7 protein-coding genes are annotated in these 25292 nt (G+C 66.5%); 3 read left to right on the forward strand and 4 right to left on the reverse strand.

Annotated features, from left to right (window positions below; genetic code table 11):
• Positions 1-164 precede the first annotated feature (164 nt).
• From ACFW6D_RS02100 to ACFW6D_RS02110, 3 genes are all read left to right on the forward strand, one after another.
• A complete protein-coding gene (locus ACFW6D_RS02100) occupies positions 165-1664 on the forward strand; it encodes an FAD-dependent oxidoreductase (protein WP_379323839.1) in 1500 nt (499 codons plus the stop codon).
• 251 nt (positions 1665-1915) lie between these two features.
• Positions 1916-2185 carry a hypothetical protein gene (locus ACFW6D_RS02105; protein ID WP_379323841.1) on the forward strand — a complete coding sequence of 90 codons (270 nt, stop codon included), beginning with the start codon at positions 1916-1918 and terminating at the stop codon, positions 2183-2185.
• A 45-nt stretch (positions 2186-2230) separates the two neighbouring features.
• Positions 2231-2929 (forward strand): cutinase family protein, encoded by a 699-nt coding sequence (locus ACFW6D_RS02110; protein WP_379323843.1) that lies wholly within the window; start codon positions 2231-2233, stop codon positions 2927-2929.
• 37 nt (positions 2930-2966) lie between these two features.
• Here the strand turns inward: ACFW6D_RS02110 and ACFW6D_RS02115 are convergent, their stop codons facing one another.
• The 4 genes from ACFW6D_RS02115 to ACFW6D_RS02130 form a co-directional block, all read right to left on the reverse strand.
• Positions 2967-3530, reverse strand: a complete 564-nt coding sequence (locus ACFW6D_RS02115) for a DUF2637 domain-containing protein (protein ID WP_379323845.1) — start codon at positions 3528-3530, stop codon at positions 2967-2969.
• Positions 3531-3649: 119 nt separating this feature from the next.
• A complete protein-coding gene (locus ACFW6D_RS02120) occupies positions 3650-4045 on the reverse strand; it encodes an alpha/beta fold hydrolase (RefSeq protein ID WP_379323847.1) in 396 nt (131 codons plus the stop codon).
• The gene (locus tag ACFW6D_RS02125) at positions 3982-4473 is read right to left on the reverse strand and encodes an alpha/beta fold hydrolase (protein WP_379323849.1); all 492 of its coding nucleotides are present in this window, start codon (positions 4471-4473) and stop codon (positions 3982-3984) included. Before ACFW6D_RS02125 ends, ACFW6D_RS02120 begins: the two co-directional genes overlap by 64 nt.
• Positions 4474-4636: 163 nt before the next feature.
• Positions 4637-25291 (reverse strand): non-ribosomal peptide synthase/polyketide synthase, encoded by a 20655-nt coding sequence (locus ACFW6D_RS02130; RefSeq protein WP_379323851.1) that lies wholly within the window; start codon positions 25289-25291, stop codon positions 4637-4639.
• Between the last annotated feature and the right edge of the window lies 1 nt (position 25292).

Below are 25292 nucleotides of genomic sequence, written 5' to 3' on the forward strand. Positions count from 1 at the left end.
GGCAATTACGCCTGTCCGCATGGCAGATATGCGCGCTCGCTCCACGAACCGAATTCTTGTTGATTACGCGCTGCCCCGCCGTGGTGAATATCGCTTCTCGAGACACTCTCGTGACAATGTCGGCTGCGCTCGTTTCGTTCGACGCAGCGGGGTATGCGGTCCCCATGACGTCGTTTTGGTTGACCGATGTGCCGGTGCCGACCCGATCGCCCCTCGACGGTGACATCGAGGTCGACACCGTTGTGATCGGTGCCGGGATTGTCGGGTTGACCGCAGCGCTGGTGTTGGCCGAGCAAGGCCGCAGGGTCGCTGTGCTCGAGGCACGTCAGGTCGGTGCCGTGACGACCGGCGCGTCCACCGCCAAAATCTCGCTGCTGCAGGGGACGCGCGCGCAGGCGATCGCACGTCGGCACGGCGCCGAAGTTCTGGCGCAATACGTGATGGCCAATCAAGTCGGATTCGACTGGTTGCTGGATTTCTGCGCCGATCACGACGTCGCCATCCAGCGCGTCCCGGCCGTCACCTATGCGCAAAATGGCGACGAAGCCGCAGCAGTGCGCGCCGAGTACGAGGCCACCCGCTCGGTCGGGCTGCCCACCCAGTTGCTCGACGAGCTCGAGCTGCCTTTCCCCACGCACGGCGGTGTTCGGCTCAGGGAGCAGGCGCAGGTCGACCCGGTCGCGGTGCTCACCGCGCTCGCGGCCGATATCGAGGCACACAGCGGTCGGATCTTCGAATCGACTCGCGCGCAACGACTTCGCCGACACAACAACCGCGTTGTGATCGGCACCGACCACGGCGATGTCAGCGCGGCGAACGCGATCGTCGCGACCGGATCACCCGTGTTCGACCGCCGCGCGATTTTCGGTCAGCTGATTGCCCAACGCTCCTACCTGGCGGCGTTCGAGGTATCGGAACCGATCCCGCGGGAGATGCTCGTCAGCGCCGGTCGACCCATTCGCTCGCTGCGCTGGTGCCCCACCGAGTCCGGCGACGTCCTGCTGGTCGGCGGCAACGGCCACGACGTCGGGCGCGTCGATTCCGAAGCCGATCATGTCGCAGAGTTGCTGGACTGGACCGATCGCTGGTATCCCGGCGCACGACTACTCGATCGGTGGTCTGCCCAGGACTACCACCCGATCTCCGAACTGCCCGTCGTCGGCCCCGTGCAGCTCGGGGCCGGCGACGTTCTGTGTGCGACCGGGTTCGCCAAATGGGGCATGACCAACGGCGTCGCCGCCGCACTCGCCGCCGCCGACCGACTGTCCGGGCGTCAGCCCGCGTGGTCGGGCGCCTATGACGGTTGGCGCACCGGTGCGGTGAAGTCCCTGTTCGCGGGTGTGCAAGCGAATGCCGCAGTGGCACGGCATCTCTCGACCGGATGGCTTCACTTGTTCGAGCCCGGCTCCGGATCGGACCCCGCTGAAGGAGAAGGCACCGTCGACCGCCAGGGTCTGCAGCCGACGGCACTGTGCACCGTCGATGGTCGGACCCACAGGGTGTCGGCAGTGTGCACACACCTGCGGGGCATTGTGAATTGGAACGACGCGGAGAAGACCTGGGACTGCCCCTTACACGGGTCCCGTTTCGCACCGGACGGGGCCGTGCTGGAAGGTCCGGCGACCGCGCCGCTTACCCGTAACAGACACGCCGAATCTCCGTAGTTGCCGTCACTACAACGCATTTCGACGCGCGATATCTGATTCATCTCACAAGACGCGGGCATTCGAACGGTGAAACCACCGTGTCCCGAATGAAAGAAGGCCCGATGCTCATGAGACGAACGCGCCGTCGCGTCCACCGCATGGCCCGTGTCGTTTTGTTGGGTCTGCTCGTATCGGCCGGTGTCATCGCCTGCGCGGTTACTACCGATTCGCGAAGTCCCGACGGGAATCCCACCAGTGTCGACGCGCCGGTGATCGACGCGGCCGCCGCTGCGCAGTTGTGCGAGACGATGCGTGCCGAGATCGATAACTGGCGCCAACAGGGCAGTGCCATCGCTCGCGTGAAATTCAACGGCGTCGTCCACACCTGGGCGCTGCGCAACGGTGCGATCAATATCGCCCTCGCCCGCCACCGCGAAACGATCGACGTGGTCACTCGCGAGAATTGCCCCAATGCCCGCGAGCAGGTCAAACAAATCATCGACACCGGCAGCCTGGCGTCGGGACTCGTCGGTTTCTGATTTCGCGCACCATTGCGACCGCCCCGGATGCAATACAGTGACCGGATGCGTGGACGAATCCTGTTGCACTCGACCGTAATAGCCGCCGTTCTGGCGTTGCCCGCCCTTCCTAGCGCAACCGGCGACCCGGGCGATGGCGGATGCGCGCAGGTCCGGGTCGTCACGGTGCGGGGCACCCTCGAACCGCAGTCCGGCAGTCTGCTGCTCACTCCACTGGGCCGACGGATCGCCCAGGAATCCGGCCTCCGCACCACGGTGACCGAGCTCGAGTATCCGGCCTCGATGAACCCGGACAGCAGTGTGCGCGGCGTGGAGAATCTCACGGCATTGCTGAACGAGGCCGCCGCCGGTTGCCCCGACCAACGGCTCGTCCTGCTCGGCTACTCGCAAGGTGGGCGTGTCATCGGCAATACCCTCAGCGCACGAAATCTGTTGACAGAACAGGCCTCCGCGCGAATCGACGCCATCGCGATGTTCGGCAGCCCGCTGTTCAACGGAGCGGAACCCTACAACCGAGGCAGCTTCGACCCAGCCCTGTCCGGCACCGGTTCACTGCCCCTCGGCGCGCTCGCGGACTACGCCGACCGCGTGCGCGACTTCTGCAACGCCGGTGACCGCGCCTGCCAGGGCGGCGACCCGGCCGCCGGGTTCGGAAATGCCCTGAGCTACGGGCATTTCGCGTACTTCGTCAATGACAACCGGGACCAAGCCGCCGCGTTCGTCCGCGAACGACTCGGCCGGTAGCCGGCGGAAAATGCCTTATCCGCCGGACCCGAGGTTCCTATGTCCTGGTTCTCGGTGTCGCCGGCGGAGTCCTTGCCTCACTTCGGTGCTGGTCCCACCAGGAGTCGCCGTCGCGGTCAGGGACGTCCTTCGTCTGCGTCGGCGCGCTGGGTATGCCGAGGACTCGCAGCCGCCAGTCGTCCTCGCGGATCACGGCCACGATCCGGACGGGGACGACCGCGGTGAGCAGCAGGTAGTTGCTCACGCAGATCATCAAACAGATCGGGGGAAGGGAAACTACGAACGCGGTGCCCAGGGTTCCCATCTCGACCGGATCGCGCGAGATGGACAGCAGGTTTCCGCAGATACTCGACAGCACCGCGGCCACGAGCAGCAACTCGTAGACCCGCACCAGCGACGTGGCCTTCTCGTCGCGGATACCCACCAGGGTGATGAAGGTGCAGGCGATCAGCGCGACGGTGAGACCGACCACCACCGGCCACAGCCAGGTCAGATGTTCAGCTACTCCCGCGGCCTGCGCGAGGGTGGAGGTGAAGGTGAAGGATGCGATCGCCGCCGCGACAGCTAGCGCCGCCCCTAAGCCCACTAGCAGCTTCGGCACCGTGACTGGAACAGGGCGAGGGAAAGGGTCCGTGTGGTCCATCAGGCTCCATCCTACGGGCTACGGTCACCAAACATGCAGGCTCTCAACAGAGTACGGCCAAGCGCGCGCGGCGGGGCTCAAGCTTCGATCGACTCGACTTCTATGATGAATCTCGAGATCTGTTCGATGACGGGAAGTGGCTGCTCTTGCTGGACCCAGTGTCCGGCTTCGGGGACCAGGACGGTGCCTACGAACTGGGCACACACGGCTTCAGCCATCGTTCGCAGCGCGCCAGGCGACTGCCAGATTCCCCAATCCTGCTGTCCGGCAAGGAATTGAGTGGGCACGCCGATCCGCAGATCGTGCTGTGTGGCGGCCCCCGGCAGGGCCAGGGCCCGGTACCAGTTGAGTGCGCCTCCGAATCCGGTTCGACCGAATTCGTGCGCGTAGAAGTTCAGCTCCTCGTCGGTCAGCCAGGTGCACGCGGCTCGCTGCTGCGGTGAAGGTAGGTGCGGCGCCACGGTTTCCGGCATGGTGGCGTCGGCATCCATGACGTAGTACAGCGGCAGCTGTGCCAGGTCGTGTGTGAGTCCACCCGGCCACGGGGTGAGCCGAAGTCGTGCCCGACGAGATGGGCGCGGTCGTAGCCGAGCGCGGAGATCAGGCTCAGGGCGTCGCGGGCCAGGTTGTCGGTGCGGAACGATGCGAGGTCGGTGATATCGCTGCCGGTGGTTCGGCCGTAGCCGCGCTGGTCGGGCGCGACGACGCGGAAACCGGCGTCGGCGAGTGGAACCCCGATCTTGCGCCACGAGTAGGCCAGTTCGGGAAACCCGTGCAGTAGCAGCACCAGTGGACGCTCGGAGCCGCCGTGGCCTGCTTCGAGGATATACACGCGCAACCCATTGACACCGTCGATGAAACGGGAGCCGACCCCCTCCGGGAGCCCCGGATATCGGCTCACAACCGCTCCCTCTGCCTGCACGTCGCCGCCGCCGGTACACGGCGCCCGAACGGCCCCCTCCCTCGCGGTCCAACCTACGTGGTCGGGCACGAAGGTTGCCAGGTCATCCGAAGTTGCTGTGCTGGGCCAGGTTCCACCGAATTGCGGAACCTGGCCCAGCGCCTCACAGGAGTCGGCTGAGGATCCGGCCCACCGCACCCATGTTCTCCGGGCGGTCGAAGTCGCCGTGGGTGCAGTCCACGTCGAAGATGGTCATGGGTCCATGGATGTAGGGGCGCCAGGCCTCTTCCAGGTCGGTCTTCGCGTTGTCGGGCCGGTTGCCTTCCACGTCGACGGTTGCCGCGAATATGGTTGCGCCGCCGTCGAATACGGGGGTGGTGAAGTCGGCGAGGAGGGTGCTGTTGTTGATGAGGACCTTTGTTGCTCGTTCTGCCAGGCCTCGGATGGCCGGGGACTCGAGTTGGTCGCCGAACCTGTCGACCACCCACTCCGTGATGCTTGCCATGGCGTCGTCTTCGGAGACGTCGGGTTGGGGGTCGGTGGTGATCGGGGGCTTGCTGTCCATGATGCCGAGCAGGCCGATCGCCTTGCCGCGCCGGGCCAGTTCGCTCGCCAGTGTGTGAGCGACGATGCCGCCGTAGGACCAGCCGAGCAGGTAGTACGGTCCGTCGGGTTGGTGTTCGATGATCCGGTCGGTGTAGTCGTGGATCATTTCGGCGAAGGAACCGGCCAGTGGTCCGCCGTCGAGGCCGCGCGATTGCATGGCGTAGATCGGCCGGTCGGGGAGGTCGCGGCCGAGCTGCTGGTAGAACCAGCCGAGGCCGCCGCCGGGGTGCAGGCACCACAGTGGCTGCTGCGAGCCGGAGCTCTTCAGGACCAGCACCTGGTCGAAATCGCTGCCTGCGGTGCCGTCATCGAGTCGGCCGGCCAGTTCGGCGACGGTGGGGGCGTCGAAGATCACCCGGACGGGGACTTCCACGCCCAGGGTCGCGAGGATCCGGCTCGTGAGGCGGGTGGCCAGCAGGGAGTGGCCACCCAGGGCGAAGAAGTCGTCGTCGATACCGACCCGGCCGATGCCCAATATCTCGGCGAACAATGCGGCCAGGGTCTGTTCTCGTTCGGTGCGCGGCGCTCGGTATTCCTTTGCGGACAACAACTCCGGGTCGGGTAGTGCCGCACGGTCAAGTTTGCCGCTGGCGGTCAACGGCACCGATTCCAGCACCATCACCGTTGCGGGCACCATGAATTCCGGCAGGCGCTCGGCCGCCCAGCGACGCACGTCGGCCGCCAGCAGACCGGCCTGCGGATTGTTCGCATATCCATCGAGAACACCCCGCGGGAGATAGACATCCGTCAGTGGGCGGTCCAGTGCCGCATCTTGTTCGACGAATACCGCGTCCATGCGTCCCGGCTCGGCGGACCAGGTCACCGCTGTCGCGTAGCCGAGCCGCTGCCCCAGCACATACAGGTCCTCGGGCAGTAGACCCTCCTCAGCCACGTCCGTGAGGGTTCCCTCGAATCCAGCTGTGAGCGGGCCGGTTCGACCACCATCCACCGGTTCACCTGCTCGGATGCGTTGTGCGGCGTCGGTCTCGCCGACCAGCCCAACATGCGGAATTCCCGTGATGCGAATGCCTTCGGGGTGCGGGCCACGCAGGACTTCCGTCAGTGAGTCGAACACACCGAACTCGACTTTCGGCACATCGGCGACAGAAAGGGAGGTGAGCGGATCCTTGTGCAGGACAACGTCATACCGGTATCGCGTCAGCTCGTTGACCGAATACCCGCGCTTGAGCCGAATATCGACAGCACCGAACCCGACGCCGTCACCGCGCAACTCCGAGAAGAATTCGGGCGCCAGCAACAACTCCTGCTCAGCGGCGATATCCCGACGGACTCGATCCCGCACCACGGCCGGATCTTCACCACCACCACGACTCACCTGCACCGCCGTCGCGAATTCTTCCAACAGCGCGAAGTTGCGCACATCGCCGACGAATACCGCACCACCGGGAGCCAACAACTCCGACACCCGCTCCAAAACCGTACGGAGATAACCGTGACTCGGAAAATACTGCACCACCGAGTTCACGATCACCGTGTCGAAATGGCCGACCGGCAACCCGTCGATATCGTCGGCCGCCTGCGCTCGCAGCACGACCCGATCGACCCACGCCTCCCCCAACTCGGCCAACTGCTCACCCAGTGAGGAAATCGTCGCCCCGGACAGGTCCGTCGCCCAATACTCCCCGGACGCCGGCGCCACCTGCGACAACAACAACCCCGAACCCACACCGATCTCGAGCACCCGCACCGGATTCAACCCGAGAATTCGATCGACGGTCGTCGACCGCCACTCCCGCATCTGTTCCAACGGAATGGGAGCACCGGTGTAGCTGCTGTTCCAGCCACCGAAATCGGAACCGAACTCGACTGTTTCGGGTTCGGTCTCCGTGTGGGAGACACCCGAATAGAGATCGTCGTACACCCGCTGCCACTGCCCCACCAGTTCGTCTTCACCAGCGACCGGCCCCGACCGGTCCGCCACCACATAGCCGACCAGTTGCTTGCCGCCGGTGTCGATCTCCCGCGCGACCACAACGGCCTGTGACACCGAGGGATGTTGCGCCAGTACGGTTTCGACCTCGCCGGGCTCGACCCGGAACCCACGGATCTTGACCTGATCATCGCTGCGTCCGGCGAACTCCAACTGCCCGTCGACGTTCCAGCGCACCACGTCTCCGGTCCGGTACAGCCGCCCGCCGCCGGTCGGATCGAACGGATCGGCGATGAACCGGGCCGCGGTCAACCCGGACTTACCGTGATACCCGCGCGCCAACTGCGCACCGGCCACATAGAGCTCACCAGCGACGCCGACGGAGACCGGCGCCAACCACGAATCCAGCACGTACACACGCATATTCGCGACCGGAGCACCGATGGGCACCACCGCACCACGCTGATCGTCGGGCACCCGGAACGCGGTCACATCGACTGTCGCCTCGGTCGGGCCGTACAGGTTGTCGAGACGAATATCCCCGAACTGCCCCCGGACGGCGTCGACCAGCCCGGACGTGAGCGTGTCGGCACCCGTATTCACCTGCCGCACACTGCGCAACGGGCTACCCGGCACCGATGCGACGTGGTCGACCAGCGCCGACAACAACGGCGGTGTGGCGAACATCTTGGTCACCGACCGGGTGTCGGCCAGCCGGGTGATCTCCGCCGGATCCGAACGCTGCTCCCCCGCGAGCACCAACGTGGCACCCCCGCACAGCGCAGGCCAGATTTCATAGGTGGAGGCATCGAAGGCGATCGACGAATGCACCAGCACCCGGTCGTCGTGATCGACCGACCATGCTTGAGCGACCAGGTTCACCACGTTCCGATGAGTGATCCCCACGCCTTTCGGCACCCCGGTGGAACCCGACGTGTAGATCACGTACGCCAGGTTCTGCGCCCGCGACCGAATACCGCCGATGCCCGTGCCCTGCGGCTCCACGGCATCGAGGAAGAGCCGTGGTGCTGCCGCGTCGTCGGGCAGGACCTGCGCGGTCACCGAGTCGGTCACGATGACGAGCGGCGAGGCGTCGGCGAGGACGAAGGCCAGCCGATCCGAGGGGTAACCCGGATCGATCGGCAGGTACGCACCACCCGCCTTCACCACACCGAGCAAGGCCACGATCAGGTCCGCTGATCTGGGCAAGGCCACCGCGACGATACGGTCGGGCCCGACCCCGTACGACTGCAAACTCGAGGCCAATTCGGCAGCGCGACAGTCGAGTTCCCGATACGAGATCTCGACATCTCCGCACATCACAGCAACCGCGTCCGGGGCCGCCGCCACCTGCGCCTCGAACAGCGAGACCAAGGTCAGGTTCGAATCGAGCGAGACCGCGGTCTTGTTCCACCGGTGCAGGACCAATTCTTGTTCGCCGCTGTCGAGGACATCGATCGACCCCACCGGCGCACTCGGGTCCGACACCACCCGCCGCAAGATCCGCACCAACCGTGCCGCGATCGACTCGACTGTGGACCGATCGAACAGGTCGGTCGCGTATTCGACGAACGCACCCCAGGGTTGTCCGGCCGGGGCATCAGCGATATTGAAGAACAGATCGAATCGCGCGGCGGCGACCGATGCGTTGTACGGCTCGAATTCGACGCCCGCGAAATCCAGGGTGGGCAGGGCATTGTTCTGGAATGCGAGCGACACCTGGAACAGCGGGTGGTGGGCCGCCGACCGCACCGGGTTGAGCATTTCCACGAGCAATTCGAACGGTGCGTCCTGGTTCTCGTAGGCCGCCAAGGATTTCCCGCGGATCTGGGCGAGGATCTCGCCGAACGTCGCGGCCGGAGCCACCGCGGTGCGCAGCACCCACGTGTTGACGAAGAAGCCGACCAGGTCGGTCAGTGCGTCGTCGGTACGTCCGGCGATCGGGGCACCGATCGGAATATCTTCACCCGCACCGAGTTTGAACAACAGCACCGCCAGCGCCGACTGCAGCACCATCGACACCGTGGCGCCCGCGTCGGCGGCCATCCGTTCCAACCCGGCCCTGGTCTGGGCATCGATGGCGAACATCACCAGGTCGCCGCGGTAACTCGACACCCGGGGACGCGGGCGGTCGACGGGCAGCCGCAACTGCTCGGGCAAACCGTCGAGTTCGTCGCGCCAATAGTCGAACTGTCGCGCGAGCACGCTGTGGGGTTCGTCGGGCGAACCGAGCAATTCCTGTTGCCACAGTGTGTAATCCACGTACTGCACCGGCAACGGCTGCCAGCCCGGTGCCCGCTGTGCCAGGCGCGCCGAATACGCCGTCGCGAGGTCTTGCAGGAGTGGGGCCATCGACCAGCCGTCACCGGCGATGTGGTGGATCAACAGCACCAGCACGCACTCGTCGTCGCCGGTGCGGATCACGGTGACCCGAATCGGGATCTGCGTCGACAGATCGAATCCGAACCGCACCGCCGCGTTCACCGCGGTCGCCACCTCGGCGGGGTCCACCTCGGTTACGGCGAACGGGACCTCGACATTGTCGAGTACCCGCTGCGACGGCACGCCGTCGACCTCCACGAAGGCCGTCCGCAAGGTCTCGTGCCTGGCTACCACGTCGTCGATGGCGACCCGCAGGACCGACACATCCGCCCCGCGCAGCCGCACCGTCAGCGGAATGTTGTAGGTGGCGGAGGGGCCTTCCAGGCGGTGGATGAACCACAACCGCCGCTGCGCGAACGACAGCGGAACGGTATCCGGGCGCGGTCTGGGCGCCAGCATGGTCCGCACCGCTCCCCTCGGATCGAGCCTGCGGGCCAGTTGCGCCGCTGTCGGCGCGTCGAAGACGGTCCGGATGGGCACCTCGATCCCCAACACCACGCGAATTCGGCTGACCAGACGGGTGGCCAGCAGCGAGTGACCGCCCAGTTCGAAGAAGCTGTCGTCCACCCCCACCCGTCCCACGCCCAGGATCTCGCCGAACAGCTCGGTCAATGCCCTTTCCCTGGCCGTGCTCGGCGCCCGATAGCTGACCGAGGACACCAGTTCCGGCTCCGGCAGCGCCGCGCGATCCAATTTCCCGTTGGTGGTCAACGGCATCGACTCGATCACCATCACCGCCGCGGGCACCATGAACTCCGGCAGTCGGTCCGCGGCGAACAGTCGCACCGCTCGGCCGTCGAGGTCGTCGCCACGCTCACCGACCACGTAGCCGATCAGCTGCTTGCCGCCGGTGTCGGTGTCACGCGCAACCACGACAGCCTGGGATACCGAGGGGTGTTTCGCCAGGGCGTCGGCGACTTCGCCGGGCTCCACCCGGAACCCGCGGATCTTGACCTGGTCATCGAGTCGGCCGAGGAATTCCACCTGGCCGCCATCGGTCCAGCGCACCAGATCTCCGGTCCGGTACAGGCGACCACCAGCGGGATCGAACGGGTCGGCGACGAATCGGCTTGCGGTGAAAGCACTTCGACCGTGATAGCCGCGCGCCACCTGGGCGCCTGCCACATACAACTCACCGGCCACACCCACCGGCACCGGCATCAACGACGTGTCGAGCACGTACACCCGCACATTGGCCAGCGGCGAACCGATCGGCACCGCGGTCTCGCTGTCCGCCTCGGCATCGAAGACCGTGGCGAATACCGTGGTCTCCGTCGGACCGTAGCCATTGGTCACCGTCACACCGTCGATGCGGTGCCGCAGTCTGTCCACCAGTTCCGCACCGAGTTCGGCGCCGCCCGCGATCACCTGCTTCACAGTCTGGAATGTGTTGGTGGGCAGGGTATTCGCGTGATCGAGCAACGCCCACAGCAAGCCGGGTGTGCCGAACAACTTCGTCACCGACAGGTCCGCGATCAGCTCGGCGATCTCGGCCGGGTCCGAGCGCTGCGCACCGGCGAGCACGACAGCACCGCCACTGATCAACGCGGGCCAGATCTCGTAGGTCGATACGTCGAACGCGACCGAGGAATGCACGAGTACCCGCTCCCCTGGTCCGGTCGACCACGGCTGGGAGGCGAGGTTGAGCACGTTACGGTGGCTCACCACAACGCCTTTGGGGACACCGGTCGAACCGGAGGTGTAGATCAGGTACGCCGCGTTGTCCGGCGCCGCCGTGAAGCGATCGAGTTCGGGTCTCGCGTGGGCGGCGTGGTCGAGAGTGTCCAAAAAGAGACGAGGTATCGCAGTGTCGGGAAGTGATGCGGCGGTGGCATTCTCGGTCACGATGATGACCGGGTCGGCGTCGGCGAGGATGAAGGTCAGTCGATCCGACGGGTAGGCCGGGTCGATAGGCAGGTATCCGCCGCCCGCTTTCAACACCGCGAGCAACGCGACGATCAGGTCCGCCGATTTGGGCAGTGCGACCGCCACGATCGTGTCGGGGCCGACTCCCTTCGACTGGAGCACGCGGGCCAGGTCTTCGGCTCTCGTGTCGAGTTCCCGGTAGGTGAGCTCGGTGGAGGCGCAGAAGACGGCTATCGCCTCCGATGTCGCGGCGACCTGTGTTGCGAACAGTTCGACGACGGTGGCGTCGGGGACCCGGGCTGCAGTGTCATTCCACTTGTGCAGCAAGAGGTTTCGCTCATCGCTGCCGAGAACGTCGATCTCTCGCACCGGCACGGCGGGGTCTGCGGCAACCTGCTCGAGTATCCGCGCCAGGCGTGCCGCCGTCGCCTCGACCTCGGCCCTGTCCAACACATCGGTGCGGTATTCCAGATGCAGTGTCAGCGTGGGGGTGGCATTGGCGATGACGGTCAGCGGGTAGTGGGAGGGCGTGTTGGGGCGCGGATCGGTGATGGCGATGCCGCTGGTGGTGACCGCCTGCCCGATTCCGGCGTGGTCGACGGGGTAGGACTCGAACGCGATCAGGGTGTCGAACAAGATGTTCAGCCCGACCGCCTGGTGGATGTCGCTCAAGCCGACGTGGTGGTGATCCAGCAGGGCGACCTGGCGGTCTTGCAGGCCGATCAGCATGTCGGCCAGGGTGTCTCGGGGATCGATGACCACCCGCACCGGCACCGTGTTGATGAACAACCCGACCATCGCATCGACCCCGGCGATCGAGGGTGGCCTGCCCGACACGGTGGCACCGGCGATCACCTCGCGGCGACCGGTCGCGACGGCCAGCGCTATCCCCCACGCGCCCTGCACGACGGTGTTCACGGTGACCCCGAGTGCTGCGGCCTGCCTGCTCACCGCCATCGCTGTCGTCGCGGGCAGTGGAACTTGGACCCGCTCGACGCCGACTTCCGGCGAAGCGGTGCCGTCTGTGCCACCGGCCAGCAGTGTGGGTTCTTGGACGCCTCGCAGCTCCTGAGTCCAAGCCTGTAGACCGGCCTGAGGGTCCTGGCGGTTCAGCCATTTCAGGAAGTCCGTGTAGTCCGGCGCGGGCGGCATGGTCGCGCTGTCACCGGCGGAACTGTAGAGGCGCAACAGATCTTGGACGAGCAGTGGCAGCGACCAGCCGTCGAGTAGCACGTGGTGGGCGGTGACGATCAGTTCCGAACGGTGCTCGGTCATCGGTACGAGCGTCAACCGCAGCAAGGGCGGGACCGCGGTGTCGAAGTGCTCGTTCCGGTCTTCGATCAGGACCCGCTCCAACGCTGTCGCCTGGGCGTCGTGATCGTGCAGATCGACTATCCGCCAAGGCAATTCGACACCGTCGACGACTACCTGGATCGTGTTTCCGTTTCGATCGGCGGCGAAGGCCACCCGCAGGTTCGGGTAGCGGTCGAGCAGTGCCTGTCCAGCTGCCCGCAGCCGGGCCGCGTCCACCCCGCCGGTCAGGCCGAAGACGACCTGCATGTGATAGGCATCGAAGCCCGAACCCGCCATGACCTGGTGGAACAGCAGTCCCGACTGCATCGGCGTCAACGGCCACACATCCACCAGACCGGGATACTGCCGCTCGGCCGCCTCGATCTCGCCTTGATCCAGATCGACCAATGACAGGTCCGAGGGCGTCAGACCACCCGCGGTCGTCGCGGCGTGCCGAGCCAGACCCAGCACCGCGCTGCGCCACAACCCCGCCAACTCCTTGACCTCGGATTCCGCCAGCACGCCTTCGGGCGCGGCGAAGACCGCTTGCATCACCGGTCCGTCTTCGGTGTCGACCACCATCGCGTTGACATCGAGTACCGACAGCGCGGGCATCGCGGAGGTCGCCGGATCCATGGGAGTGATCAGTCGTCCGGCATCCACGGCGGGCGTCCACCCGGCTGCGCGCAGTCGCTGCGGCAGCAGGTCTGTGGAGGTGAACCGACCCAGGTAGTTGAATCCGATTTGACCGGCCGAGAACTGTTGCAGCTCAGCGGAAGTGTTCGGATTCAGGTACCGCAGCAGCCCGAAGCCGATGCCCTTGTCCGGTACTGCCCGCAACTGCTCTTTCACCGACTTGAACAGGGAGCCGACCGCGGGACCACCGGCGCAGAGTTGGTCCCAGTCCGTTGTCTGCGCATTCAACCGCACCGGGAACATGCTGGTGAACCAGCCCACCGTGCTCGACAGATCAGCACCGGGGACGGCCCCTTCTTCGCGCCCGTGGCCTTCCAACCGGACCAGCACCGACTGCTCTTCCACGCCCCTGCGGTGTCGCCAGTGGGTGATCGCAGCGGTCAGTGCCGCGAGTAAGCCGTCGTCAACGCCGCCGTGGAACAGCGCGGGCAGCGTGGTCAATAAGGTTTCGGTGTCCGTCGACGGGATCCGGACCGCGACATTGCGTGCGGTGGCCATCACGTCGATGGTGGGGTCGAGCGGCCTGTTGCCCAGCATCGGATCGGGGCCGTCCAAAGTCGATCGCCACCAGGACATTTCCGCCAGCCGCTCCGGTCGGCTCGCCTGTTCGACGAGCCCGTGCGCCCATCGCCGCAACGATGTTCCCGTGCCCGCCAACTTCGGCGGCGATCCCGCCGCTGCCGACTGCCAGGCCATCGCCAAGTCCGGCAACAGGATTCGCCACGACACCCCGTCGATTGCCAGGTGATGCGCCACGATCGACAACCGGCCCGGCTCGGTGGGTCCGGCGTCGAACCACACGAACTGCACCATCATCCCCGCCGAGGGCGCCAGCCTGCCTGCGGCCGCCGCCAGCTCAGCGACGATTACCGACTCGGCAACGCTCTGAGTCGGTTCGACACGATGCAGCAGCCGGTCGACGTCCACCGAGCCGACGGGCGCCACTTCGAGTCCCGCGCCCCGGTCGTCGTCGACCAGCCGCGACCGCAGCGCGTCGTGACGATCGAGCACCGCTGTCAGGGTCGTCACCAACCCGGCCCGGTCTATCCCGGCAGGCAGGTCGAGCAGTAGCGATTGGCTGAAGCCGTCGAATCCCGCCCCGCCCCTGTCCCGAACGAACCGCGCCACCGGCAGCAACGGCATCCATCCGATCCCACCACCTGGCAGTTCCGTCAAGACCGGTCCCGCATCGCCGCGACCGATCGACAGCGCGGCCAACGCGGCGGCCGTCCGGTGCTCGAACACCTCCCGCGGACTGATCTCCACCCCCAATTCGCGTGCCCGCGAGACCACCTGGATCGAGCGGATACTGTCCCCACCCAATTCGAAGAAGCTGTCGTCGACGCCGACGCGTTCCAGGCCGAGCACTTCGGCGAACACGCCCGCCAGGACCTGTTCGTGATCGGTCCCTGGCGCGCGATAGTCCGCCGACGAGGTCAGTTCCGGCTCCGGCAAGGCGGCGCGGTCGAGCTTTCCGCTCGGCAACAACGGCACCGACTCGATCACGGTCACCGCCGCGGGCACCATGAAGTCCGGCAGCCGCTCGGCCACGAAGTCGCGCACCTGTTTCCCGTCGAGCCCGTCCGCGCCGACCACGTAGCCCAGCAGTTGTTTGCCGACGCCGATGTCACGGGTGATCACTACCGCACGGGACACTGAAGGATGTTGTGCCAGTGCGGTTTCGACCTCCCCCGGTTCGACCCGGAACCCACGGATCTTGACCTGATCATCGGCTCGGCCCGCGAACTCCAGCTGCCCGTCCGCATTCCAGCGCACCACGTCACCGGTGCGGTACAACCGGCCTCCGGCGGCGTCGAAGGGGTCGGCGAGGAACCTGGCCGCGGTCGGGCCTGGCTTGCCGTGATACCCGCGCGCCAACTGCGCACCGGCGACATACAGCTCGCCCGCCACGCCGACAGGCACCGGCGCCAGCCACGAATCCAGAACGTAGACGCGCGTATTGGCCACGGGCGCACCGATCGGCACCACGGTCTCGATGTCGGCGGGCACTTCCAGGGCTGTCACGTCGACTGTCGCCTCGGTGGGGCCGTACAGGTTGTCGATCCGGACGTCGTCGCACTTGGCGCGCAGTGCCGCGACCAATCCGCGGGTCAGTGTGTCGGCGCCGGTGTTCACCTGCCGCAGACTGCGCAGGGGCTCGCCCGCGACTGTGTCGAGGTGTTCGACCAAGGCAGCCAGTAGGGGCGGGGTGGCGAACATCTTTGTCACCGAATGGGTTTCGATCAATCGGGTGATCTCCGCCGGATCCGATCGCTGTTCGGCCGCGATCACCAGCGTCGCGCCACCGCACAGTGCGGGCCAGATTTCATAGGTGGACGCGTCGAACGCGACCGACGAGTGCATCAGCACTCGATCCCCGGTGCCCGCCGTCCAGGCCTGGGCGATCAGGTTTGCCACGTTACGGTGCGTGATACCAACACCTTTCGGCACACCGGTCGATCCGGAGGTGTAGATCACGTACGCCAGATTCTGCGGTGTGGACACCGCGCCCGACGTCGTTCCCCTCGGCACCTCGAGGGTGTCGAGGGTGTCGAGGAACAGGCGCGGCGCGGTGTCAGGCAGCAGCGGTGCGGTAGCAGTGTCGGTTACCACGACCACCGGTGCGGCGTCGGTGAGGATGAACGCCAGTCGCTCGGAGGGGTAAGCGGGATCGATCGGCAGATACGCGCCGCCGGCTTTGAGCACAGCCGACATCGCGACGATCAGGTCCGCGGACCTGGGCAGGGCGACCGCGACAACAGTGTCCGGGCCGACGCCTTGCGATCTCAGCACACGGGCGAGTTCCGTTGCCCGCGTATCGAGTTCGCGGTAGGTGAGCTCGACGTCCGCACAACGGACCGCGATGGCGTCAGGGGTCAGGGCGACCTGCGCTTCGAGCAGTCCGTCGAGGGTTCGGTCCTCGACATCGAGGGCGGTGTCGTTCCAGCGGTGCAGGACCGCTTCACGCTCCTCGGCACCGAGTAGGTCGACCGACCGCACAGGAATGTCCGGGTCGGTCACGATCTGTCGCAGTATCCGCGCCAACCGGGCCGCGATCGCCTCGGCGGCGGGTGCGTCGAAGGCGTCGGTGCGGTACTCGAGTCGCAGTTGCAGGGTGGGGTTCGCGGCGGCGAAAACGGTCAGCGGGTAGTGGGTGGGGGCGTCGGAGTGCAGGTCGGCGATGGCGATGCCGCTGGTGGTGGCCGCCGCACCGATTCCGGCCTGGTCGACGGGATAGGACTCGAACCCGATCAGGGTGTCGAACAGGACGTGCAGGCCTGTCGCCTGGTGAATGTCGCTCAAACCGACGTGGTGGTGATCGAGCAGTGCGGCTTGGCGCGCTTGCAAGCCGACCAGCACGTCCGCGAGGGTGTCGCGGGGGCCGACACGGACCCGCACCGGCACGGTGTTGATGAACAACCCGACCATCGAGTCGACGCCCTCGATCGACGGTGGGCGTCCGGAGACCGTCGCCCCGGCCACCACATCGTGTCGGCCGGTCAACGCGCAGAGCAGAATTCCCCATGCAGCCTGCACGACGGTGTTCGCGGTGACGCCGAGCTCCCCGGCCCGCTTACTCACTCGCGCTGCGGTTTCCGCGGTCAGCGGCACCTCGAGCTGTTCGACGCCCGCACTCCCGGCGCCACTTGTGTCAGCTGCCAGTAGCGTGGGTTCGTCGACACCGTCGAGTTCTTCGAGCCAGGCCGCCACCCCGGCGTCGGGGTTCTGCTCGCCCAACCATTTCAGGAATTCCCGGTAGTCGGGCGCTTGCGGCAAGGTGGTCGCGTCGCCGTCGGAAGCGTAGAGACGCAACAGGTCCCGAAGGAGCAGTGGCAGTGACCATCCGTCCATCAATGCGTGGTGAGAGGTCAACACGAGTTCTGAACGGTCTTCCGACATCAGCACCAGCGTCAGTCGCAGCAAGGGCGGCGTCGCCATCTCGAACTGTGCATCGCGATCCTCGGCAAGCATGTGCTGCAACGCCGAAGCGCGATCGGCGTCATCCAGTGCGCGGAGATCCAGAACACGCCAAGGCAATTCGACGTCGTCGACGATGACTTGCACGAGCTTTCCTCGCGCACCCGCGACAAATCCCACCCGCAGATTCGGATAACGGTCCAGCAATGCCTGCCCGGCCGACCGCATCCGGTCGGCGTCCATTAGTCCGGTCAGACCGAAGACGACCTGCATGTGATAGGCGTCCGAACCCGAGCTCGCCATGGCTTGATGGAACAGCAGGCCCGACTGCATCGCAGTCAACGGCCACACATCCACCAACCCCGGGTACCGCTGCTCCAACCCCTCAATCTCCGCTTGACCGAGCGCCACCAACGACACGTCGGACGGAGTCAATCCGCCTGCCGACGAAGTGGCGTACCCGGCCAGACCCACCACCGCACTACGCCACAACTCGGCGAGGTGCGCCGTTTCGGCTCGATCCAGCACACCATCCGGCGCCGAGAACACCACTTGCAGCACCGGACCGTCCCCGGTGTCGACGACGATCGCGGTCACGTCGACCACCGACATCACCGGCATCGCCGCATCCGGGGCTGCGTTGGCGCCCGCCCCGGCCGGGGCCCACCCTGCTCCCCGCAGACGTTGCGGCAACAGATCCGTAGCGGTGAACCGACCGAGATAGTTGAACCCGAACTGGCCGGTCGAAAGGTGCTGCAGCTCAGGTGCGGTAGCGGTATTCGCATAGCGCAGCAGCCCGAAGCCGATGCCCTTGTCCGGCACAGCACGCAATTGCTCTTTGACCGACTTGAACAAGGCTCCCGCAGCAGTGTCGCCAGCGCAGACCTGGTCCCATTCGGGGGCGGTCGCTGTCAATCGCACCGGGTACACGCTGGTGAACCAGCCGACCGTGCTCGACAGATCGGCCCCGGCAACGGCATCTTCTTCCCGGCCGTGCCCCTCGAGTCGGATCAGCACCGAGTCCTCGTGGACGCCCTGGTCGTGGCGCCAGCGACTGACCGCTGCGGTCAGGGCCGCCAGCAATCCGTCCTCGACGCCACCGTGGAACAGCGCGGGCAAGGTGGTCAACAACGCCTCGGTCTGTGCCGTCGGTATCTCGACAGCGACGCGGTGCACGGTCCCCATGACATCGATGGCCGGGTCCAGCGGGCGGACACCCACCATCGGATCCGGTCCGTCGAGAACCGCACGCCACCACGGCAATTGCTCCACCACCGAGGGTGCTGCCGCCTTCTCGACCAGCCCGTGCGCCCATCGCCGCATCGATGTTCCCGCGGCAGGCAACACCGGCACCGATCCCGCGACAACGATCTGCCACGCCATGGCCAAGTCCGGCAACAGGATTCGCCACGACACCCCATCGATGACCAGGTGATGCGCCACGATCGACAACCGGCCCGCGCGAGTGGGTCCCGCGTCGAACCACACGAACTGCACCATCACCCCCGCCGACGGCGCCAACCGGCCCGTGGCCGCAGCCACCTGTGTGGCGACGAGCTCAGCCTGATCATCGAACGGGTCGCTGGAATCCGCTGTGATCGAGGGGATCTCGACGCGACACACAAGCGCGTCGACGTCGATCGCGCCGACCGGTGCCACTTCGAGCCCGGCACCACGGTCGTCATCGACCAACTGAGACCGCAGCACATCGTGGCGATCGAGCACCGCCGTCAATGTCGCCACCAGCCCCGCCCGGTCGATACCCACCGGCAGTTCCACCGTCAACGACTGCGTGAATCGATCGAATCCCGCCCCCAGCTCACGCACGAACCGAGCCGCGGGCAGCAACGGCAGCCAGCCCACCGCTCCACCGTCGAGCTCCGCCAATCGCGAATTCGCGGTGCCGAGGCCGCGAGCGACGACCGCCAACCCGGCCGCTGTCCGATACTCGAAGACCTCGCGCGGGCTGATCTCCAGGCCCGCTTCCCGAGCCCGCGACACCAGCTGAATCGAGCGGATGCTGTCACCGCCCAGCTCGAAGAAGCTGTCGTCGACGCCGACGCGTTCCAGCCCCAACACCTCGGCGAACGCGGCGGCCAGGATCTGTTCCTCGTCGGTTCGGGGTGCTCGATAGCGCGCGGATGCGGCGAACTGCGGGTCCGGCAGTGCGGCGCGGTCGAGTTTGCCGTTCGCGGTCAGCGGGACCGCGTCGATCACCATCACCGTCGCGGGCACCATGAACTCCGGCAACCGCTCGGCGGCGAACCCGCGGACTCGGCCTGCATCGAGTTCATCGGACGTAGACGCCTCGGCCACCACATAGCCGATCAGTTGATCACCGCGTGCGACAACCACCGCCTGGGACACCGAAGGGTGTTGCGCCAGTGCGGTTTCGACCTCACCCGGTTCCACCCGGTACCCGCGAATCTTCACCTGGTCGTCGACGCGTCCCCCGAATTCCAGCCGTCCGCAGGTCGTCCAGCGCACGATGTCACCGGTGCGGTACAGCCGACCACCGCCGACTGGGTCGAACGGGTCGGCGACGTACCGGGCCGCGGTCAGATCTGCCCGCCCCTGATAGCCGCGGGTCACTTGCGCGCCGGCGACGTACAGTTCGCCGGGCACACCGACGGGTACGGGCGCCAGCCACGCGTCCAGCACGAACACCCTGACATTCCCCAGCGGCCGCCCGATCGGCACCGCTCCGTCGAGGTCGAGCTCTGCCACGTGGTCGGTCACGCACGCTGTCGTCTCGGTCGGACCGTAACCGTTCACGACCTCGAGGTCGGGGTACTGCGCGTGCACCCGGTGCACGATGGCCGCTGTCAGCTCGGCACCGCCCGCCACGACCCGCCGCAGACTCCGCAACGGACTGCCCGGCACGGTTTCGACGTGTTCGAGCAACGCCGACAGCAGCGGCGGGGTGGCGAACATCAAGGTGGCCGAACGGGATTCGACCAGGTGGGCGATCTCGTCCAGGTCCGAGCGCCGCTCACCGGCGATGACCAGCGTCGCACCGCCACACAGGGCGGGCCAGATCTCGTAGCCCGATGCGTCGAAGGCGATCGAGGAGTGCACCAGCGCCCGGTCCCCAGGCTCTGTCCGCCATGCCTGGGCAACCAGATTGGTCAGGTTCCGGTGCGTGACCCCCACGCCTTTCGGGACACCGGTGGAACCGGACGTGTAGATCACCTGCGCCAGGTTCTCCGGGTTCACCACGGCGCGATGCGGGACAGACGTGTCCCCTGTTTCGATGTCAAGCGCGCCGAGGCAGACCTGTGGCACGGTCGTGTGCGGCAGTAGTGGGGCGGTCAGCGAATCGGTCAGCACAACGACCGGTGCGGCGTCGGCGAGGATGAACGTCAACCGATCCGCGGGGTAGCCCGCATCGATCGGCAGGTACGCACCGCCCGCCTTCCAGACCGCCAGCATGGCCACGATCAACTCCGCGGACCGCGGCAATGCCACTGCGACAACACGATCCGCGTCGACCCCTCGAGCGACCAGTACCCGTGAGAGCCGTTCCGCACGGAGGTCGAGGTCTCGATAGGTCAGCTCGGTGTCGCCGTCGAGGACGGCAACCAGATCGGGGGTCCGCGACACTCGCGACCGGAACAGTTCGATCATGGTGGTGTCGACGGCGTCTCCGGCGGTGTCGTTCCAGCGGCGCAGCACCGCGTCACGTTCGCCGACGTCGAGAACGTCGAGCGATCCCACCGCCACATCGGGTGCCGACACGACCAGACCCAGCAGTCGCACCAACCGGGCGACCATCGATTCGACCGTGGACCGATCGAACAGCTCGGTCGCGTACTCGACCAGTCCGCTCCACCGGTCACCGGCGGCGCCATCGGCGATATTGAAGAACAGGTCGAACCGGGAGGTCGCCACGGAGGCTCCGTAGGGTTCGAATCCCGCGCCCGGCAGCTCCAGGGCGGGCAACGCGTTGTTCTGGAACGCGAGGGACACCTGGAACAACGGGTGGTGCGCCGCCGATCGGGGCGGGTTGAGCAGTTCGACGAGCAATTCGAACGGAATGTCCTGGTTCTCGTAGGCCGACAGGGCTTTCGCCCTGACCTGACCGACGACTTCGGCGAACGGCATCGACGCCGACACCTTCGCACGAAGCACCCAGGTGTTGACGAAGAACCCGACCAGATCGGTGAGGTTTTCGTCGGTCCGGCCCGCGATCGGCGAGCCGATCGGAATATCCTCCCCCGCACCGAGTTTGAGCAACAACACGACGAGGGCTGATTGCAGGACCATCGACACCGTCGCGCCCTCGCGAGCCGCCAACCGCTCGACTGCGGCGCGGAGCTCGGGATCGATGTCGAACGACACCACGTCGCCTCGATGGCCCGCGACCCGTGGGCGCGGCCGATCCGTCGGCACACGCAATTGTTCGGGCAGTCCGGCCAGTTCGTCACGCCAGTAGTTGAATTGCCGGGACAGCATGCTCTCGGGGTTGTCCGAGGAGCCGAGCATCTCTTGCTGCCACAGCGTGTAGTCCACATATTGCACCGGCAACGGTGTCCACTGCGGTTCACGACCCGTCAGGCGGGCCGCGTACGCCGTGGAGAGGTCTCGTAGGAGCGGGCCCATCGACCAGCCGTCGCCTGCGATGTGGTGGATGAGCAGGACGAGGATGTGCTCGTCGGTTCCGGATCGAAAGACACTGGTACGCAAAGGGATCTGCGAGGTCAGGTCGAAGGTGTGCCGTGCTGCCTCGGTGACCGCCGCGTCCACCTCGGCGGAGTCCGGTTCGGCGACCGTGAACGGGACCTCGACACTGTCGAGGACCTGCTGTCGGGGCACCCCACCGGTGTCGACGAAGACGGTGCGCAGGCTTTCGTGGCGGGCGACGACATCGGCGATCGCCGCACGCAAGGCCACGATGTCGAGCCCACGCACCCTTACCGCCAGCGGGATGTTGAAGGTCGCGGAGGGGCCTTCGAGCCGGTGGATGAACCACAACCGCCGCTGCGCGAACGACAGCGGAACCACGTCCGGTCGCGGCAGCGCCACCAGTGCCGGGCGCACCCGAATGCCCGAACCCAGCCGGGTCGCCAACTGCGCCACCGTCGGAGCGTCGAAGATCGTCCGAATCGCCACCTCGGCGCCCAGTTCCGCCCGGATCCGGCTCGCCAGCCGGGTTGCCAGCAGGGAATGGCCGCCGAGGGCGAAGAAGCTGTCGTCGACGCCGACCCGGTCGAGCCCGAGCACACCGGCGAACAACTCCGCCACCTTGCGTTCCTCGGTAGTGCTCGGCGCGCGGTAGGGCACCGACGATCTGAGCTCCAGGATCGGCAGCGCGGAGCGATCTACTTTGCCGCCGGTGGTCAACGGCACGGCGTCGATCACCATCACCACGGTCGGCACCATGAAATCCGGCAACCGTTCGGCTGCGAAGCCGCGCACCTCGGCACCGTCGAGGACAGCATTCCGATCGGCGACCACATACCCGACCAATTGTTTGCCGCCGGTGTCGGTCTCACGGGCGACCACCACAGCCTGCGCGACCGAACTGTGCTGGGCCAGTACCGATTCGACCTCGCCGAGCTCGACCCGGAAGCCCCGGATCTTGACCTGATCATCGCTGCGCCCGGCGAACTCCAACTGGCCGTCGGCATTCCAGCGCACCACATCGCCGGTCCGATACAGCCGACCACCGGCCGGATCGAACGGGTCGGCGACGAACCGGGCAGCGGTCGATCCCGGTCGTCGCTGGTAGCCGCGCGCCAGCTGCGCACCGGCCACATACAGCTCACCGGCGACCCCGACGGGCACCGGTGTGAGCCACGAATCCAGCACGTACACCCGCGTATTGGCGACCGGGGTACCGATCGGCACGACCGTGTCCACGCCACCGTCTGGCACCCGATACGACGTCACATCGACCGTTGCCTCGGTCGGACCGTACAGATTCTCGATTCGGACATCGCCGAACTCCTGGCGCATCGCACGCACCAGTCCCGGGGTGAGGGTGTCAGCGCCGGTATTCACCTGTCGCACAGTGTGAAACGGGTTTCCAGGTGTCGACTGCGCCTGCTCGACCAATACCGACAGCAAGGGCGGTGTAGCGAACAGCATTGTCACCGAGCGGGTTTCGATCAGCTGGGCGATCTCCGCCGGATCCGAGCGTTGTTCTGCGGCGACGACCAGGGTCGCACCGCCGCAGAGGGCGGGCCAGATCTCGTAGGTCGAGGCGTCGAACGCGATCGAGGAATGCGCCAGCACCCGATCCCCCGGCTCGGCCGACCACGCCTGCGCGACCAGGTTCACGACATTGCGGTGGGTGATCCCGACACCCTTGGGCACACCGGTGGAACCGGACGTGTAGATCACATAGGCCAGATTGTGCGCCCCCGGAACGCTCCGGGACTCAGCACTCGAATGCTCTTCCTCGCCGAGGTAGAGATTCGGAATATCGTGGTGCGGCAGGAGATTCGCCGTCGCACGGTCGGTCACGACGACAACCGGGGCGGCATCGCCCAGGACGAATGCGAGGCGGTCCGAGGGATACGCCGGGTCGATCGGCAGGTACGCGCCACCGGCCTTCACCACCGCCACCAACGCCACGATCAGGTCCGCGCTCCGCGGCAGAGCGACAGCGACGATGCTGTCGGCGCCCACCCCACGCGAGACCAGCACCCGCGCGAGCAGTTCAGCCCGACTGTCGAGTTCGGCGTAGGTGAGTTCCGTGTCGCCGCAGACGAGCGCGACCGCATCCGGCGTCCGCGCGAGCTGGGCCTCGAACAGTCCGAGGAGGGTGGTCTCGGTGAGGTCGACGGTCGTGGCGTTCCACCGATGCAGCACGTCTTCGCGTTCCTCGGCGTCGAGCACATCGATCGAGCCCACCGCCCGGTGCGCGTCCACGGCGATCGAGCCGAGCAGCCGCACGAACCGCGCCGCCATGGCCTCGACAGTGGACCGATCGAACAGGTCGGTCGAGTACTCGATATGCAGGCCCCATCCGGGCCCGGCACCGTTGCCGGACACCTGATCGGTGATGGTGAAGGTGAGATCGAACTGTGAGGTCGTGGCGGCCATCGCATAGGGTTCGAATCCGACCCCCGCCAGTTCCAGGGTGGGTGCGGCGTTGTTCTGCATGCTCAACAGCACTTGGAAGAGCGGGTGGCGTGCCGCCGAGCGGGCGGGATTGAGCATCTCCACCAGCAGTTCGAACGGGACATCCTGATTCTCGTACGCGGCGAGCGCTTTCGCGGTGACCTGGCCGAGGATCTCGCTGAACGAGGCCCCCGGCGACACCCGAGTTCGCAGCACCCATGTGTTGATGAAGAATCCGACGAGGTCGTTCAGCGCGTCATCGGTGCGACCCGCGATCGGCGATCCGATCGGAATATCCTCGCCTGCACCGAGTTTGAACAACAGCACAGCCAAGGCCGCCTGCAATGCCATCGACGACGTCGCGCCCGCACCCGCCGCGCAGCGTTCGACTCCGGCTCTGATCCGGCCGTCGATGCCGACCACCACCACATCGCCGGCATAGCTCGCGACTCGTGGCCGTGGCCGATCCGTCGGCAACCGCAGTTGTTCGGGCAGATCCTCCAGTTCCCTACGCCAGTAGTCGAATTGGCGCGAGAGCACACTGTTGGGATCCGTCGGCGAGCCGAGCAGTTCCTGTTGCCACAGCGTGTAGTCGACGTACTGAACCGGCAGTGGCTCCCATTGCGGCTCGCGGCCGTCCCGACGTGCCGCGTAGGCCTCCGACAGGTCGCGCAGCAGTGGCGTCATCGACCAGCCGTCGCCGGCGATGTGGTGGATCAGCAGGACCAGCACGCATTCCTCGGTGCCACAGCGGAACACGTTGGTGCGGATGGGGATCTCGCTGGACAGATCGAAGGCGTAGCGGGTCGCCGTGGTGACGGCCCGGTCCAGCTCGTCGGCCGTGACATCGGTGACGGTCACCGGCACCTCGACGCCGGCGGGATCGAGTACGTGCTGGGTCGGTACCCCGTCGGCTTCGACGAAGATCGTGCGCAGGCTTTCGTGGCGGGCGACGACGTCACCGACCGCGGCCGCGAAAGCGGATGCGTCGAAGACACCGGCCAGCCGGACCGTCACCGGCATGTTGTAGGTGGCCGACGGCCCTTCCAGCCGATGGATGAACCACAACCGGCGCTGGGCGAACGACAATGGAATCATT

The organism is Nocardia sp. NPDC058705, from assembly GCF_042749305.1.
Taxonomy (GTDB): domain Bacteria; phylum Actinomycetota; class Actinomycetes; order Mycobacteriales; family Mycobacteriaceae; genus Nocardia.

Excerpts from the sequence above, each read along its gene's own strand:
- ACFW6D_RS02100 (WP_379323839.1), top strand. The coding sequence starts at position 165 with ATGACGTCGTTTTGGTTGACCGATGTGCCGGTGCCGACCCGATCGCCC.
- ACFW6D_RS02110 (WP_379323843.1), top strand. The coding sequence starts at position 2,231 with ATGCGTGGACGAATCCTGTTGCACTCGACCGTAATAGCCGCCGTTCTG.
- ACFW6D_RS02120 (WP_379323847.1), bottom strand. The coding sequence starts at position 4,045 with ATGCCGGAAACCGTGGCGCCGCACCTACCTTCACCGCAGCAGCGAGCC.
- ACFW6D_RS02130 (WP_379323851.1), bottom strand. The coding sequence starts at position 25,291 with ATGATTCCATTGTCGTTCGCCCAGCGCCGGTTGTGGTTCATCCATCGG.